The organism is Streptosporangium sp. NPDC050855, from assembly GCF_044456585.1.
GTDB lineage: Bacteria > Actinomycetota > Actinomycetes > Streptosporangiales > Streptosporangiaceae > Streptosporangium > Streptosporangium longisporum.
In genome coordinates this window covers 125,075-139,387 of the sequence record NZ_JBITFY010000002.1, presented here as the reverse complement: position 1 = coordinate 139,387, position 14,313 = coordinate 125,075, and the positions used below count along the sequence as shown (strand labels likewise).

16 protein-coding genes are annotated in these 14,313 nt (G+C 73.4%); 12 read left to right on the top strand and 4 right to left on the bottom strand.

Annotated elements, in window-relative coordinates:
- Positions 1–5 precede the first annotated feature (5 nt).
- The 3 genes from ACIBCT_RS05760 (at position 6) to ACIBCT_RS05750 (ending at position 2,365) form a co-directional block, all read left to right on the top strand.
- Entirely contained in the window at positions 6–374 is a 369-nt protein-coding gene (locus ACIBCT_RS05760; protein WP_399186229.1) for a winged helix-turn-helix transcriptional regulator, read from the top strand.
- 236 nt (positions 375–610) lie between these two features.
- A complete protein-coding gene (locus ACIBCT_RS05755) occupies positions 611–1,903 on the top strand; it encodes an erythromycin esterase family protein (protein ID WP_399186228.1) in 1,293 nt (430 codons plus the stop codon).
- Positions 1,904–1,912: 9 nt separating this feature from the next.
- Positions 1,913–2,365 (top strand): hypothetical protein, encoded by a 453-nt coding sequence (locus tag ACIBCT_RS05750; RefSeq protein WP_399186227.1) that lies wholly within the window; start codon positions 1,913–1,915, stop codon positions 2,363–2,365.
- 85 nt (positions 2,366–2,450) lie between these two features.
- On the opposite strand, the gene ACIBCT_RS05745 is transcribed toward ACIBCT_RS05750, so the two are convergent.
- The 3 genes from ACIBCT_RS05745 to ACIBCT_RS05735 form a co-directional block, all read right to left on the bottom strand.
- On the bottom strand, positions 2,451–3,503 hold the full coding sequence (locus ACIBCT_RS05745) for a class I SAM-dependent methyltransferase (protein WP_399186226.1): 1,053 nt from the start codon (positions 3,501–3,503) through the stop codon (positions 2,451–2,453).
- A 302-nt stretch (positions 3,504–3,805) separates the two neighbouring features.
- Positions 3,806–4,939, bottom strand: coding sequence for an ADP-ribosylglycohydrolase family protein (locus ACIBCT_RS05740; RefSeq protein ID WP_399186225.1), 1,134 nt, complete (start codon positions 4,937–4,939; stop codon positions 3,806–3,808).
- A 151-nt stretch (positions 4,940–5,090) separates the two neighbouring features.
- Positions 5,091–5,579 (bottom strand): hypothetical protein, encoded by a 489-nt coding sequence (locus ACIBCT_RS05735; protein ID WP_399186224.1) that lies wholly within the window; start codon positions 5,577–5,579, stop codon positions 5,091–5,093.
- Positions 5,580–5,920: 341 nt separating this feature from the next.
- Between ACIBCT_RS05735 and ACIBCT_RS05730 the strand changes: the two genes are divergently transcribed.
- The 6 genes from ACIBCT_RS05730 to ACIBCT_RS05705 all read left to right on the top strand — a co-directional run bounded on the left by ACIBCT_RS05730 (position 5,921) and on the right by ACIBCT_RS05705 (position 12,554).
- Entirely contained in the window at positions 5,921–7,066 is a 1,146-nt protein-coding gene (locus ACIBCT_RS05730) for a serine hydrolase domain-containing protein (protein ID WP_399186223.1), read from the top strand.
- 330 nt (positions 7,067–7,396) lie between these two features.
- Positions 7,397–7,672 carry a hypothetical protein gene (locus tag ACIBCT_RS05725; protein WP_399186222.1) on the top strand — a complete coding sequence of 92 codons (276 nt, stop codon included), beginning with the start codon at positions 7,397–7,399 and terminating at the stop codon, positions 7,670–7,672.
- A gap of 210 nt (positions 7,673–7,882) precedes the next feature.
- Positions 7,883–8,485: an RNA polymerase sigma factor gene (locus ACIBCT_RS05720; RefSeq protein ID WP_399186221.1), complete on the top strand. Its 603-nt coding sequence runs from the start codon at positions 7,883–7,885 to the stop codon at positions 8,483–8,485.
- Positions 8,478–9,785 carry a CU044_5270 family protein gene (locus tag ACIBCT_RS05715; protein WP_399186220.1) on the top strand — a complete coding sequence of 436 codons (1,308 nt, stop codon included), beginning with the start codon at positions 8,478–8,480 and terminating at the stop codon, positions 9,783–9,785. Before ACIBCT_RS05720 ends, ACIBCT_RS05715 begins: the two co-directional genes overlap by 8 nt.
- A gap of 273 nt (positions 9,786–10,058) precedes the next feature.
- Positions 10,059–10,607: a hypothetical protein gene (locus ACIBCT_RS05710; RefSeq protein WP_399186219.1), complete on the top strand. Its 549-nt coding sequence runs from the start codon at positions 10,059–10,061 to the stop codon at positions 10,605–10,607.
- A 519-nt stretch (positions 10,608–11,126) separates the two neighbouring features.
- A complete protein-coding gene (locus ACIBCT_RS05705) occupies positions 11,127–12,554 on the top strand; it encodes a PepSY-associated TM helix domain-containing protein (protein WP_399186218.1) in 1,428 nt (475 codons plus the stop codon).
- Positions 12,555–12,665: 111 nt separating this feature from the next.
- On the opposite strand, the gene ACIBCT_RS05700 is transcribed toward ACIBCT_RS05705, so the two are convergent.
- Positions 12,666–13,469 carry a helix-turn-helix domain-containing protein gene (locus tag ACIBCT_RS05700; protein ID WP_399186217.1) on the bottom strand — a complete coding sequence of 268 codons (804 nt, stop codon included), beginning with the start codon at positions 13,467–13,469 and terminating at the stop codon, positions 12,666–12,668.
- 173 nt (positions 13,470–13,642) lie between these two features.
- On the opposite strand from ACIBCT_RS05700, the gene ACIBCT_RS05695 reads away from it, so the two are divergent.
- Genes ACIBCT_RS05695 through ACIBCT_RS05685 form a run of 3 tightly spaced genes read left to right on the top strand, consistent with a single transcriptional unit; the run spans position 13,643 to position 14,264 of the window.
- The gene (locus ACIBCT_RS05695) at positions 13,643–13,876 is read left to right on the top strand and encodes a hypothetical protein (RefSeq protein ID WP_399186216.1); all 234 of its coding nucleotides are present in this window, start codon (positions 13,643–13,645) and stop codon (positions 13,874–13,876) included.
- Positions 13,873–14,058, top strand: coding sequence for a hypothetical protein (locus ACIBCT_RS05690; protein WP_399186215.1), 186 nt, complete (start codon positions 13,873–13,875; stop codon positions 14,056–14,058). Before ACIBCT_RS05695 ends, ACIBCT_RS05690 begins: the two co-directional genes overlap by 4 nt.
- On the top strand, positions 14,055–14,264 hold the full coding sequence (locus ACIBCT_RS05685) for a hypothetical protein (RefSeq protein WP_399186214.1): 210 nt from the start codon (positions 14,055–14,057) through the stop codon (positions 14,262–14,264). Before ACIBCT_RS05690 ends, ACIBCT_RS05685 begins: the two co-directional genes overlap by 4 nt.
- Positions 14,265–14,313 lie beyond the last annotated feature (49 nt).

Below are 14,313 nucleotides of genomic sequence, written 5' to 3'. Positions count from 1 at the left end.
GAGTCGTGACAGAGCCTCTTGATCCGGACATGTTCGACCCGGTCTGCCCGTCCGGCCTCGCGCCGATCCGCTTCGGCGACAAGTGGGCAGGCATGATCATCCGCTGCCTCGAGGACGGTCCGCGGCGGTTCTCGGAGCTTCGGGTCCCGCTGCGCGGCATCACCGCGAAGGTGCTCGCCGGGTCGCTCCGGACGCTCGCGCGCGACGGCCTGATCGTCCGCACCGCCCATCCCGCTCCCGTGCAGAGGGTCGAGTACGCGCTGACGCCGCTCGGCCGCAGCATGATCGGGCCGATGGACGCGGCGTGCGCCTGGACGCGGGAGCACTGGGACGAGCTTCTGGACGCGCGCGAGGCGTCCTCGGCCTCGTCGTAGGACCCGTCGTGAAGGCCCGGCCAGCCGAGAGCGCCCGGCCGAGACCGTACGGACGAGATCGTGCGGCCGAGACCGTGCGGAGGACGAGCCGTGCAGGCCACCCGTCGATCTCGGGTTCCCCATGGTGTTGAAGGTTTTTCCCTCTTCGCCAAGCAGTGAGCGACGAAAGTCTCAACAGAAGGTTCGGCGATACGGTTGAAGGTGCTGCCAGGACCATCGAACGGACAGGAGCCGCCATGGCCGCCGACCCCCCGATCCGAGACGGCGTGTGGGCCTTCCCCGCCGAGAGCGACGCCGATCTCGGTTCCGCGATCACGAGACTGCTCCGGTCGCTCCCGGCCAGGCCCCGCCTGCTCGGCCTGGGGGAGCCCATGCACGGCGAGGAGGCGCTCACGCGGCTGCGCAACGAGGTCTTCCGGCATCTCGTCGAGCACGAGGGCTACCGGTCGATCGCGCTGGAGAGCGACTGCCTGTCGGGCCTGATCGTCGACGCGTACGTCACGGAGGGGACGGGAACGCTCGACGACGTCATGGCCCGCGGGTTCAGCCCCGGGTTCGCCGGGTCGGCGGAGAACCGCGAGCTGGTGCGGTGGATGAGGGAGTACAACCGCGACCGTCCCGTGCCGGACAGGATCAGGTTCTTCGGGTTCGACGCCCCGATCGAGATGACCGGGCCGGACGGCCCCCGGCGGGCGCTCGTCGCGCTGCACGACCACCTCTCCACCTGGCTGGACGCCGACCTCGTCCCGCACACCATGGACGTCGTCGAGAACCTGATCGGCTCCGACGACCGGTGGACCGACCCCGCGATCCTCACGGACCCCTCCCGCTCCGTGGGGCTGTCCGCTGACGCCGGGGCACTGCGTCTCGTCGCGGACGACCTGCTGGCGTCGCTCACCGCCCAGTCACCGCGTCTGATCCACGCGACCTCGCACGACGACTGGTGGCGGGCGTGCCTGTACGGGCGCAGCGCGGCGGGGCTGCTGCGCTACCACGCCGCGATGGCCGACACGTCCGAGACGCGCATGGTGCGGCTCATGGGCCTGCGCGACGCGATGATGGCCGACAACCTGCGGGCCGTCGCGGAGCAGCGGTCGCGGATCGGGCCGACGCTGGTCCACGCCCACAACCGCCACCTGCAGCGGGACGAGAGCGTCTGGCGGCTGCCGCCGGGCTGGGGACCGCTGGAGGGCCGGACGCTGAGATGGTGGAGCGCGGGCGCGATCGTCTCCGCGCGGCTGGGCGACGCGTACGCCTTCGTGGCGTCGGCCCTGGGAACCGCGCCGCACCAGGGGCTCGGGGCTCCGCGTCCGGACACCCTGGAGGGAATCCTGTCCGCGCTCCCGGGGAACCGCCACGTCATCGACCCGGCGGGCCTGGCAGCGGCCCTCGGCGCCGCCGGGACGCGACCGGCCCCGCGCACCGACACGTCGGCGGATCACGGCTACTTCCCGCTGGACCCCGGTCACCTGGACGGGACCGACGGGCTGGTCTTCGTCGACCACGGCGATCCCGGGCCGGCCGCGTGACCTGACCGCGTGCCGCGGATCGCCTTCGTCAACAAGCTGGACCGCGCCGGCGCCGACCTCGACGCGGCGGTCGCGTCGATCCGCGAGCGGCTGGGCGTGGTCCCGCTGGTGATCCAGCTGCCGATCGGGTGCGAGGACGCCTTCACCGGGGTGATGGACCTGCTGCGCCTGCGGTCGCTGGTCTGGGCCGGGGACGGCGGCACGTTCGAGGAGAGGCCGGTGCCCGGCGCCCTGCTGCCCGAGGCGCTCCGGCGCCGCCGGTCGCTGGAGGAGGCCGTGGCCGAGCTGCACCCGCTCGCGCTGGAGGAGTTCTGCGCGGACTCGGCGATCTCCGAGCCGACCCTGGCCCCCGCGCTGCGCGACCTGACCCGTACGGGCGAGGGCGTGGTGCGGGGCCGGGGGACCTTCACCACCCGTGCCGCCGGGTACGCCCCGGCCGTTCGCGGCGGTGATCCCGGGTAGGCCGGGGCCGTCCACGGCTGTGAGCGGAGGACGATGCCGGGATCGTCCGTGTCGGCAGAGCGATGGACGGGCGGGCCGGGGCCGTCTACGGCAGCAGGCGGTAGAAGCGCCAGAGGCCGAATCCCTCGATCGGTAGTATCTCGATGCTGGCGAACCCGGCCTCCAGGGCGTAGCGGCGGAGCGTGTCCGGCCGCATCACGGTGCCGGTCGCGGCCGTGGGCTGCTCCGCCATCCCGTCGGGCAGGCAGATGAACAGGCTGAACCCGTACATCAACTGGTCGGTCTGGTCTCCGGGCACGGTGAAGGTCTCACCGACGGCCTCGTCCATGATGACGACCTGCCCGCCCGGCCGGAGCGCGTGGCGTGCCGCCTCCAGTGTGCTCACCGGACGGGACATGTCGTGCAGGCACTCGAACGCGAAGACCGCGTCGTAGCGGCCCGCCTCCAGCGAGGCGGCGTCACGTAGGGCGAAGGACACCCGGTCCGTGAGCCCGGCCGTGGCGGCGTTGGCGGTGGCCGCCTCCACCGAGGGTGCGTCCACGTCCAAGCCTTCGAGCAGTGCGTCCGGGTAGGCGCGGGCCAGCGCGACGGTGGACCACCCGGCGCCGCAGCCGATGTCGGCGATACGGGCGCCGGGCCGGGCCAGCACCGCGTCCAGGTCCGGGACCGACGCCAGGGCGGAGGCCAGCTCCCGCTCGAACCAGGGGCGGTTCATGTCGGCCTCCGCCTCGCGCACGTCGGCGCCGAACCGTGACCAGCCCACACCGCCGCCGGTCCGGTACGCCTCCAGCAGGGCGGGCAACTGGACGGCGGCTCCGGCCAGCATCCGCGCCACCGGCGCCAGGTAGGACAGGCTGGTGGTGTCGGTCAGCACCTCCGCCGCGGCGGGCGGTAACGCGAAACGGCCGTCGTCCCGGACGGTCAGGACGGTCGAGCATGCCTGCTGCTCCAGCCATTCCCGGGCGTAGCGTTCGGCGCAGCCGGTGCGGGCCGCGAGCTCGGCGGGTGTGGCCGGGCCGTGGTCGGCGAGCGCCCGGTACCAGCCCAGCCGGTCTCCGATGTGCATCGACAGGATCTCGATCGTCCCGAGCGCCGAGGCGAACATCCGCTCGGTGAACTCCTCGGTTGTCTTCTCCATGCTCATCTCCTCAGGGTCGTGTCCGACCATGACCGTGGGAGGAAGGAACGAGAAGGTACTGGTGCACACAGCGGCCCGCGGTCTCGTTCCACGGGCCGGTGCCGTCGCCGGGCAGGTCGGTGCCACCGCTCCGCGGGCCGGTGCCGACGATCCGTGGGCGGTACGGCCATTGTCGCGGACCGAAGGGCTCCGGAGGGACGGGACGCGCCGGGGGCGAGGCACGCGGGCCGGAACCGGGGTAGGCCGGTGGGGCACCGGGCCGGCCGGGGACGCGGCTCCCGGATCGGCCCAGGGCCCAGGGGTCAGCCGGCCGGGTAGCGGGCGAGCCAGGCGTCGGTGACCCGGTGGCCGTCCCCGAAGCGGGCCGCGAGGTCGTCGGCCAGTCCGGCGATGGCGTCGCGGCCCTCCAGGTGGGCGAGCCAGTCACCGGGAAGGGCGGCCTCGCCGTGCAGGGCGCCCAGCAGGTTGCCGCAGACGGCGCCGGTGGAGTCGCTGTCCCCGGAGTGGTTGACCGCGAGCAGCAGGGCCCGTCCGACGTCGCCGGGCCCCGGGTTCAGCAGGGCGCAGTACACGGCGATCGCCAGCGCCTCCTCGGCGACCCAGGCGCCCCCGAGCGACTCCACCTTCTTCGGGGTCGGGTCCCCCTCGGCGGCGAGACGGACGGCGTCGCGCAGCGCCCCGGTGGTCTCCTCGTGCGCGGGGTAGGTCGCCAGCAGGTCCGTCGTCTCCCGTACGGCCCGGGCCAGGGGCTCGTCCCGGCCCGAGGTCTCGTTCTCCACCAGGAGACGGACGAGGGCGGCGAGGGCTCCGGCGGCGAGGTAGCCGGTGGGGTGGCCGTGGGTGATCTGGGCGCAGTCGGCGGCCAGGTCGAAGGCGCGGCGGGCGTCGGGCGCGCACAGGCCGAAGGGGGCCGAGCGCATCACGGTCCCGCAGCCCTTGGAGTGCGGATTCACCGGGCCGGGCTCGCCGAACGGCGCCGGTACGAAGGCCGGGGCGCCGGCCCGCGGACGGCGCAGTTCCCGCAGGCCCGACAGGCAGGCGTTCCCCGGGGCCCGCTGCGCGTACAGCCAGCCCTGCTCGCGCAGCGCGCCGGTGCGGAACGCGTCGTCCGGCGCGCCCGCGGGAACGGCGGGGGGCGGGGGGGAAGGGTGCTCCTGGGTGTCCAGCCAGCGCAGGTAGGCCCGCCGGACCGCGTCGACGTCCCCGCCGCGGAGCAGTCCCTCCACGGTGAACAGCGTCATCTGTGTGTCGTCGGTGATCAGGCCGACCTTGCCCCGCCAGTCCGGGACCGGGCCGGTCAGGCCGCCGGAGCCGTACTGCCTGCGGATCCTTCCGATCGATTCGAACTCGACGGGCGCCCCGAGCGCGTCGCCGAGCGCGCCGCCCAGCAGGCAGCCGCGCACCCGGTCACGACGGTCGAGCGGGCCGGCCGTCACGATCGCCCACCTTCTGCGGAAATGTCACACCATGGCATGCCGACCTTTGTACACCTCTTCACCGGATCGGTGACGGCATCGAGGTCGCCCCCGGGTGCGGCTCGACCCGGGGGCCGCGCTCTCGGAGCTTCTCGGAGCGGGACCGGCACCCTCAGGCGAGGGTGAACGTCCACAGCCTCCGGTCCTCCTCGTCGCCGGGCAGCACCACCAGCGGCCGGTCGGCGCCCGTATCGGTCACGTAGCCGCCTCCCTGCGGGGTGGCGATGGTGACCCGCCCGGCCTCGGCCTCGCGTACGAGCCAGTTGTTGGTCGTGCCGCCCACCTCGCACGGCACCGTGGCGACCCTGGGGGGATAGATCCGCTCCAGGGCGTAGGCCATGCAGTTGCCGGTGTCCGCGTGCCGGATCACGACGGCCCCTTCGTCGTCGGCGGGAGCGACCTTCCACCTGGTGTCGCACGCGCCGATGGTGACCTTCTCGTTGAAGTCACCGCCGGTGTGCAGGCACCGCCCCTCGGGATTGGTGATCACATAGGTGCCGGGCCGGACCGGGTCGGACGCGGAGGCCGAGGCGGGAACCGCCAGGGCCGGGGAGGTGGTCGCGAGCAGTGCGGCGGCGACCAGGACGAGATGAACACGCATGGGAAGCCCCCTTCGTTCGGTTACGATGCGTGATCGAGTATTGCGCAATGTGAACGACCGGGCCGGGACGAACGTCCGCTCGGGGCGTCGTGCCGCCGGTTCGGCCGGTTGAACCGGTTCTGGCGCGTCAGCCGGGTCGTGCGGTCCGGCCGGGTCGTGCGGTCCGGCTGGTCCGGAAGGTCAGGCCGGTTTGGGGAGCGGGCCGGTTCACCGTGGGCCCGCACCACCCGGGGCGGTAGGGAAGGCCTCCCCCCAAGTGTGGTGCGGGCGTCACTGCCCCCTCCCGCCGCACCGGCCAGAGTCGGAGGCGCCATCCGCGCTTCGATCTCTAAGGCGAACCCATGTCCCAGAAGAACTCCCGTCGGCTGCTCGCGACCGCGGTCGCCGGAGCACTCCTCCTGTCCCTGGTCCCGTCGAGCCCTGCGTCCGCCCGCACCGAGCCGGGGGCGTCTCGCCCCGCCTCCCTCCAGGCACGGCTGGACCGGCTCACCGGCGAGGACGGGCTGCCGGGCGCACTCGCCCACGTCCGTGATCGCAGGGGCGGGGACGTGACCACCGTCTCCGGTACCGCGGAGCGCGGCACCGGGCGGCCGATGGTCGGCGCCGACGGGAGGTTCAGGATCGGCAGCATGACCAAGCCCGTCATGGCGGTGACCGTGATGCGGCTGGTCGAGCAGGGCAGGATCCGGTTGAACGTGCCCGTCGACCGCTACCTGCCCGGCGTCGTACGCGGAAAGGGCGCGGGCGCGGCGATCGACGGGCGGAGGATCACGGTGCGCGATCTCCTCCGGCAGACCAGCGGCCTGCCGGAGTACGTCGACGCGGTCGACTGGTCCAAGCTCCCCCAGGACTACCTCGGGCTCGCGCTCACCCGGAGGCCGACGCCCGCCGGTCGCTTCGCCTACGCCAACACCAACTACCTGGTGGCCGGCATGGTCGTGCGTGCCGTGACCGGCCGGGACTTCCGCGAGGTCAGCCGCGATCTGGTCATCGAGCCGCTGGGCATGCGGGACACCTACTGGCCGGCCAGGGGCGAGACGGACGTTCGCGGGGAGCACGCGCGCACGTACGGCGTGCATCCCGCGGATCCCGCGGGCGGGGTCGTCGACCTCACCCGGCTGCCCGGCTACGAGTTCGGTGCCGGCGGTGGCCTGGTCTCCACGCCCGGCGACCTCAACCGGTTCTGGCGGGGAGTGTTCGCCGGTAGGACGCTGTCGCGCGGAGCGCTGCGGACGATGATCGGCGATTCCGTGCCCATCGGAAACGCGGACTGGCCCGCGGGCGCCCGGTACGGCTTCGGGATCGCCGATGCCCGGCTGAGCTGTGGCCGGGCCTGGTTCCACGGCGGTGACGTACCCGGCGTGTCCGTCGTCAGCGGACGCGACCGGAGGGGACGTCAGGTCACCGTCTACACCACGGGCTCCGCAGGCACGGCCGCGCAGCGCGAGCACCTGATCGCCGCCTTCGAGACCGCCCTGTGCGGCTGATCTGTGCGGCCGCCTTGTGCGGCCGGCCCGTGCGCGACGGCCCCGGCGTCACCGCGGGCGCCGTGCCCGCCGCGCCTGCCGTGCTCAAGGAGGTCGCGGAGGTCGCCGGACCCCATGGTGAGACCACGCGTGGGAAAGGGGGCGGCGCCAAGGGCCGGTAAAGCGTGATGGGGAGGTTTTCGCGTACGGGCGGACGCCTCGCCGGAGTGGCGGAGCGGGAAGCGGGCACGTCACCCGGCACGTGGAGCCGGTGGTGCGGACCCTGGGGCTCCGGGGACCGCGCCACCGGCTCGACGACGCTCCGCCGACCTCGACCTTGGGAGGAACCCGATGGCCGCCAAAGTCCGCCAGCCCGTCACCGACGACAGCATCGCGGTGCGCCAGCTGAGCCACTACCAGTTCAGCTGGGTCGCGGGAGACCCCGGCCAGTCCGGCACGTACACCCTGCAGCTCGTCCTGGACCAGGGCGCCTGGGAGGAGGTGCTGACCCTGGACCCCGACGACGCCGACAACCTGCAGGACCTGCTCTCGGTCGCGGGGACCGTCTTCTACGACGTCCGCCGTCGCACGCTGATGTTCGGCACCACCCCCGTCGGCCACGGCTGACACCCGCGCGCCGGTACGACCTGAAGAGGCCGGTACGACCTGAAGAGGCCCGTACGACCGGAAGAGAATGGATCGTTCGGAAGAGGGGGACGCGCACGAGCCGACGGGACCGGCCGGGATCGGCCGGAGGGGCGCCGTGTCGGTCCGGGGAACCGTTGCCGCCCGGGAAGGCAACAACGGGTGACCTGACCGAGAGCCGAGAGGCCGGATATGAGCGACACGAGCCGGACCGGGCCGGAGGCCGACGACGCCTCCGTCATCGAACGGTCCCGGTACGAGCCCGAGGCGTTCGCCGCGGTCTTCCACCGGCACGCGCCGGAGATCAAGCGCTACGTCACCCGCAGGCTGGGAGCCGACGTGGCCGAGGACGTGGTGGCGGACACCTTCCTGGTGGCGTTCCGCGGCCGGGAGGGGTACGACCCGTCCCGGCCCAGCGCGCGCCCGTGGCTGTACGGCATCGCGACCAACCTGATCAGACGGCACAGGCGTGTCGAGCTGCAGCGGCTGCGCGTTCTCGAACGGACCGGCGTCGACCCGGTGACCGAGCCGTTCACCGAGCGCAGCGACGAACGGGTGAGCGCGGGCGCCGTACGGCGGAGCCTGGCGGCGGCCCTGGCGGGGCTGCCCGCCGGTCACCGGGACGTGCTGCTGCTGGTGGCGTGGGGCGGCCTGACCTACCCGGAGGCGGCCCAGGCACTGGGCGTCCCGGTGGGCACGGTCCGTTCGCGCGTCAGCCGGGCCAGGGACAAGGTGCGCGAGCATCTCGGCGGGGTCGATCCCACATCCGTCAGCGAGGAGAGCGTCCATGGATGAGATGACCCAGGTGAACCGGCTGCGTTCCGAGGTGCCGCTGCCCGGCCCGGCGGAACTGCGTGCCGAGGAGTCGCGACTGCTCGCGGAGATCGCCGCCTCCGTCGCCACCGTCGCGCCGTCGGCCCGTACGGCCACGCGCGCACCGGCCCGTACGGCGAGGGACGCGTCCGCTGCGGCGAGGGGCGCGTCCGCCCCCGGAGCCGGGCGCGCCTCCGGCTCCCCGGCCGAGCGGCCCGGCACGACCCGCCGCCTCGGGGAGCGGCCGGAGGGTTCGAGGCGGCCCGGTGGCCTGCGGGCGGCACTGCCGGGGAACCTGCGCCGGAGCCTGGCCGTCGGGACCGGAGCCGCGGTCGTCGCGCTCGCGGGAACCGTGTACGTCACCGCGGTCCATTCCCCGTCCGCCGGGCCCGACCGGGTGGCGCCGTCCGTCCGGATGGCGCCGGTGGCGGTGACGGAGGTCCTGCGGCGCGCCGCCGAGACCGTGAGCGCCGAGGGCGACCTGCGCCCGCGGCCCGGCCAGTTCCTCTTCCTGGAGTCGCAGGTCATGTTCCCGGTCGAGGTGGAGGAGGACGGGCGGACACGCCGGTACCTCGACCGCGGCGTGCACAGGATCTGGCTCCCCGCCGAGGGCTCCCCGCTGGACGGGGGCGTCATGTCGGTCCGGCACCTGCCGCCGGAGCCGTACCCGGGGGAGCCGCTGCCCGCCGAGGCGCTGCGACGGGCGGAGAGCCGGTCCGAGCCCGCCAGGGTCACCGGCCGCGACGACCGCCCCGACCACCTGCGCACCGACTACGCCTACCTGAGCCGGCTGCCCGCCGACCCCGCCGGGATGCGTGAGCACCTCTTCACCGGCCTGACCGGGGGGGCCGTCGACCACTACGAGGCATGGGGGAGGGCCGGCGCGATGATCACGCAGGCGTACATGCCGGTCGCGCAGCGGGCCGCGCTGTTCCGGGCGATCGGGACGATCCCGGGTGTCCGGACCGTCGAGGGGGTCGAGGACGCCACGGGTCGCAGGGGGGTCGCGGCGGCCATGTCCAACCCGGAGAGCGGGATACGGCACGAGTACATCTTCGACCCCGTCACCTACCGCTACCTGGGGGAACGCGTCGTCGTGGTGGACGCGGCCACGGCCGGGGCCCCGGCGGGGAGCGTCCTGACCTCGACGGCGCTGCTCAAGGTGGCGGTCGCCGACAGGGCTCCCGAGACCGCTCCCGAGACCGCTCCCGGGACGGCCTCCGAAGGCGTTCCCGAGGTCTCCCACGGCGTGTCCGAGGACGCCCCGGCGATGCGGCCCTGACGGTCCGATCCCCGCGGAATCGCTCCCGATCGCGTCGGTCTTTGCAGCAGGGACCCCGACAGCGGGGATCCCTGCCGCGAGGATCTCGACGACGGGACCCTGGCGGCACGAGCCCCTGGCGGTCACGTCTCCCCGGTGACACGGAGCGGCCGGGCGTGGTGGTGAGGAACGCCCGGCCGCCGGTCGATGTGAAACGTGCACCGTGCAACGGTCCATGTTCGTCAAAACAATCAAGGGGCTGGCGAATTCGCCATTCTCTGTCACCATTACGGCATGTACGTCCTCCGCTCCGTTCGCGCCGCGGTGTTCGCGGTCGTGTGCGTGACGGTGTCGCTCGCCATGCACGTGCTGGCCGGTGGCGCCCCGGTGGGGGCGGACGTGCTGGCCTGGGCGGTGCTGCCGACCGCGGCGGGGGCGTTCGTCCTCGCCCGGAGGAAGTGCGGCTTCGGCGTTCTGATGGGGGCGGGTTTCGCCGCCCAGTACGGCATGCACCTGTGGTTCACCGCGGGCGCCGTCCCGCCGCCGACGACCGGGCACGAGCACGGTGACGGCGGCCTGTCCGCCGGCCTGTTCATGCTGCTGGTGCACACCGTGACGGCGTTGCTGTCGGCGCACTGGCTGGAGCGGGGGGAGCGTGGCCTGGCCACGCTCCTGTACCTGCTCTTCGCCTCGATCCTCACCGTGCTGTGGCGGTACGCGCCCGCCGTCCACCATCCCGTCGCCCCGCCCGCCGCACCCGCCGACCGGGTGCCGCTCGTCGCGCGGCTGCTCGCCGCCGCCGTCTCCCGCCGCGGCCCGCCCGCGCCCTCGTACGCCATCTGACATCGGGCCGCTCCGCCCGGACGCCGTCGTGCCCCGAGGGGCCGCGTCACCGGCCGCCGCCCGGCCCCTTCATCGGCCCCGTCATCGGCACCGGTGCCGGTCCCGTCACCGACCCTGGCGCCGGACGCGTCGCCGGCACCGTCGCCGGTAACGCCACCGGTCCGGCCACCGGTATCGGTCCCGGTCCTGTCGTCGGGACCTGTGCCCGGACGCCGCCGTGGCCGTCGCCGGGACGGGCCGTGCCCGGGTGACGCCGCGTCGTTCCGGCGGGTGAGACCCGGTACCGCCGTGCCCGCTCGCGCGCCCGTGTCACCGTGCCCGGCCGCGCGGACCTTATCCGTGTCCTCACACGTCCCCGGACGTCTCCGGACGTCCCTGTACGCCCCGGTACGTCCTTTCGTTCCTTCCCCTGTCGTCGACACACGCCCGGCCCGGGTCCTCACCCCCGAGCCGGGCCGGACCCCGTATCGCGATGGCGCGTACCTGCCGGTACGCGCGCTCCCTGCCGAGGAGAACCCCGTGACCTCTGACGTCGAGATCCAACCGGCGGCCGGGCCGTCCCTTCCCGCCCCGCCCCCCGCGACCTCCCCCTGGGCGACGCTGCGCGCCCTCCTGCTCCGCCTGCACTTCTACGCCGGAATCCTCGTCGCCCCCTTCCTGCTGGTGGCGGCCACGACCGGCCTGCTGTACGCGGCCTCCTTCCAGCTGGAGAACGTGATCCACTCCCACGAGCTGACGGCTCCCGTACCGGCCGAGGCGCAGAGGGTGCCGCTGGCACGGCAGGTCGCCGCTGCCACCGCCGCGCACCCCGGTGGGACCGTCGGGGCCGTGCGCACCTCCGACGAGCCCGGCGTGACGACCCAGGTGCTGCTCGACGTGCCCGGCCTGGCCGAGAGCACCCGTCTCGCGGTGTTCGTCGACCCGTACACCGGCCGGGTCCGGGGAGCGCTGGAGAGCTACGGCAGCTCGGGTGCCCTGCCCGTGCGGACCTGGATCTCCCAGCTGCACCGTCACCTGCACCTGGGCGAGCCGGGACGCGTCTACAGCGAGATGGCGGCGAGCTGGCTCTGGCTCGTCGGGCTCGGCGGCCTGGTGCTCTGGCTCTCCCGCCGTCGCCGGGGCGAGCGGCGGCTGCGCCGGATCGTCGCCCCCGAACGCGGTGTCCGCGGCCTGCGCGGGACGCTCTCCTGGCACGGTTCGGTCGGCCTGTGGGCGCTGGTGGGCCTGCTCGCGCTCTCGGCCACCGGCCTGACCTGGTCGAAGTACGCCGGGGCCAACGTGGACGTGCTCCAGAGGTCGTTCGGCTGGTCCACCCCGTCGCTGCCCGTCCCCTCCGGTGGGCACGGTGACCACGGGGGTCACGCCGCCGGTGACGCGGAAGGAGCGGCCGCCAGGTCCGCCGACGCCGACCAGGTCGTCCGTGCCGCCGCGGGCGGCGGGCTGTCCGGCCCCCTGGAGATCGTCTGGCCCGCCGAGCCCGGGAGCCCGTACGTCGTCAAGGAGATCGACCGGCTCTGGCCGCAGCGCAACGACCAGGTGGCGGTCGATCCCGTCGACGCCCGGGTCACCGCGGAGCTGCGCTTCGACGACTACCCGCTCGCGGCCAAGCTGACCCGCTGGGGCATCGACGGGCACATGGGCGTGCTGTTCGGCCCGGCCAACCAGATCCTGCTGGCCGTGCTCGCCCTGGCGCTCGTCTCGGTCATCGTATGGGGGTACCGCATGTGGTGGCTGCGCCGTCCGACCCGCGGTTTCGCGGCGCCCTACGAGCGCGGCGGCCTGCGCCGGCTGCCCGTGGGGGTGACCCTGCTCCTGGGGGCGGTGGCGATCGCCGTGGGGGTGTTCCTCCCGCTGCTGGGACTGTCGCTGCTCGCCTTCCTCGTGGTCGACGTCGTCCTCGCCAGGACCGCGGCGTTGCGGGCCCGCCGGTCCCGGGTGGACGGGTAGGGCTCCAGGACTCCGGCGCGCCCGGCTCTCCGGGCGCGCCGGGCCGGTCCCGCGGGTCACCGGCCGGGGGCGATGACCCCGTCGGACGTCCCGCGTCCGTCCGGCGGGACTCTAGTCCGGGTGGTGCTGCTGCTGCAGGTAGGCGGCGGTCTCGGGGTTGGCGGGGAAGTACGCCTCGATGGCCAGCTCGGCGACGGTGATGTCCAGCGGGGTGCCGAAGGTCGTCATGGTGCTGAAGAAGGTCAGCTCCCGGTAGCCCCGGCGGATCTTGAGCGGGATCACGATGTCACCGGGACCCGGCCGGTCGATCTCGGGTTCGGGCTGGTCGCAGGGGTAGTCGTCGAGCTCACGCCAGAGCGCGGCCAGCTCGGGGTCGGCGGTCAGGCTCATCTGGCGGCGGAGCCGGTGCAGCAGGTGGGCCCGCCACTCGCCCAGGTTGATGATCCGCTGCGCCATGCCCTTGGGGTGCAGGCTCAGCCGGAGCACGTTGACCGGGGGGGTCAGCAGCTCGGGGGCGACCCCGCGCAGCATCACCCCGGTGGCGTAGTTGCGGTCGATGAGGTTCCAGCGCTGGTCCACGACCACCGCCGGGTGCGGTTCGTGCCCCCTGAGCACCTGCCCCAGGGCCTCCCGCACGGAGGTCATGTGCGGGGAGTTGAGCGGGGTCTCCGAGTACACCGGGGCGAACCCGCCGGACAGGAGAAGGTGGTTGCGCTCACGCAGGGGCAGGTCCAGCTCCTCGGCGAGGTGCAGGATCATGTCCCTGCTCGGTTTGGACCGCCCGGTCTCCACGAAGCTCAGGTGCCGGGTGGAGATGTCGGCCTGGATCGCGAGGTCCATCTGGCTCATCCGCCGGCGCTCGCGCCACTGGCGCAGAAGCTCACCTACCGGCCGGGACGCGCTGGTGGTGGTCACGTACGCCACGATAACCGTCACCGGACGGCGAAACCATTACCGGAGACGTAACGAGGATCATGATGTCTCATCGCCCCTGCCCTGGCCGGGACGTGCCGCCATGTACCCCGACGAACCAGACCGCGTTGTCCAGTTCGCTGGACGCCCCCTGTCCAGTCCGCTAGCTTCCGTGCGTGCTTCGGACATACCCGGAGATCCGCGATCGGATCTACGAACTCGCGCGCCGACACGCCCTGCGTCCCGACCGGATCGATGCGGGCGGGACGACTCGATCCCTCTTGCTCTACGACTCCGATCAGGTGGTCGTCGCCCGTTCCAGGGTCCCCATGCGCCATATGGACCCCGACCTGCTCGCGGCTCTGGAACATGACCTGGAAGACGTGTTCGGAAAGGGATGGACGGAATGACCGGGACACCCCTGCGGCTCACGATGAAGGCCGTGCGCAAGACCGACTACTGGATCGCGCTCCCGGTGGACGCGCCCATCGCGGGAGGCGTCTCCGGTGACACCCTCACGGAACTGTACGAGGAGGTGGAGGCGGCCAAGCACTTCATTCTCGGCGCCTCCCCGACGCCGAGGTGGTCGTGACGTACCAGTACGAGGTGGCCGGTGTCCCGGCCACCGTGCTCGACAGCTACCGGGAACTCCGAGCCCGGCGTGACCAGGTCACCGCACAGCTCGGTGAGACCGCGAGAGAGGCCGTGGCGGCTCTCCGGGCGGCGGGCGTGTCCGTTCGCGACAGCGCGGCGCTGCTCGAGCTGTCGAAGTCGCGCGTGGACCAGCTCAGCGCCTGAGGGACGGCCCGCGGGGATGACGGCCGTCCCGTGCGGTGGCGACGGTCCG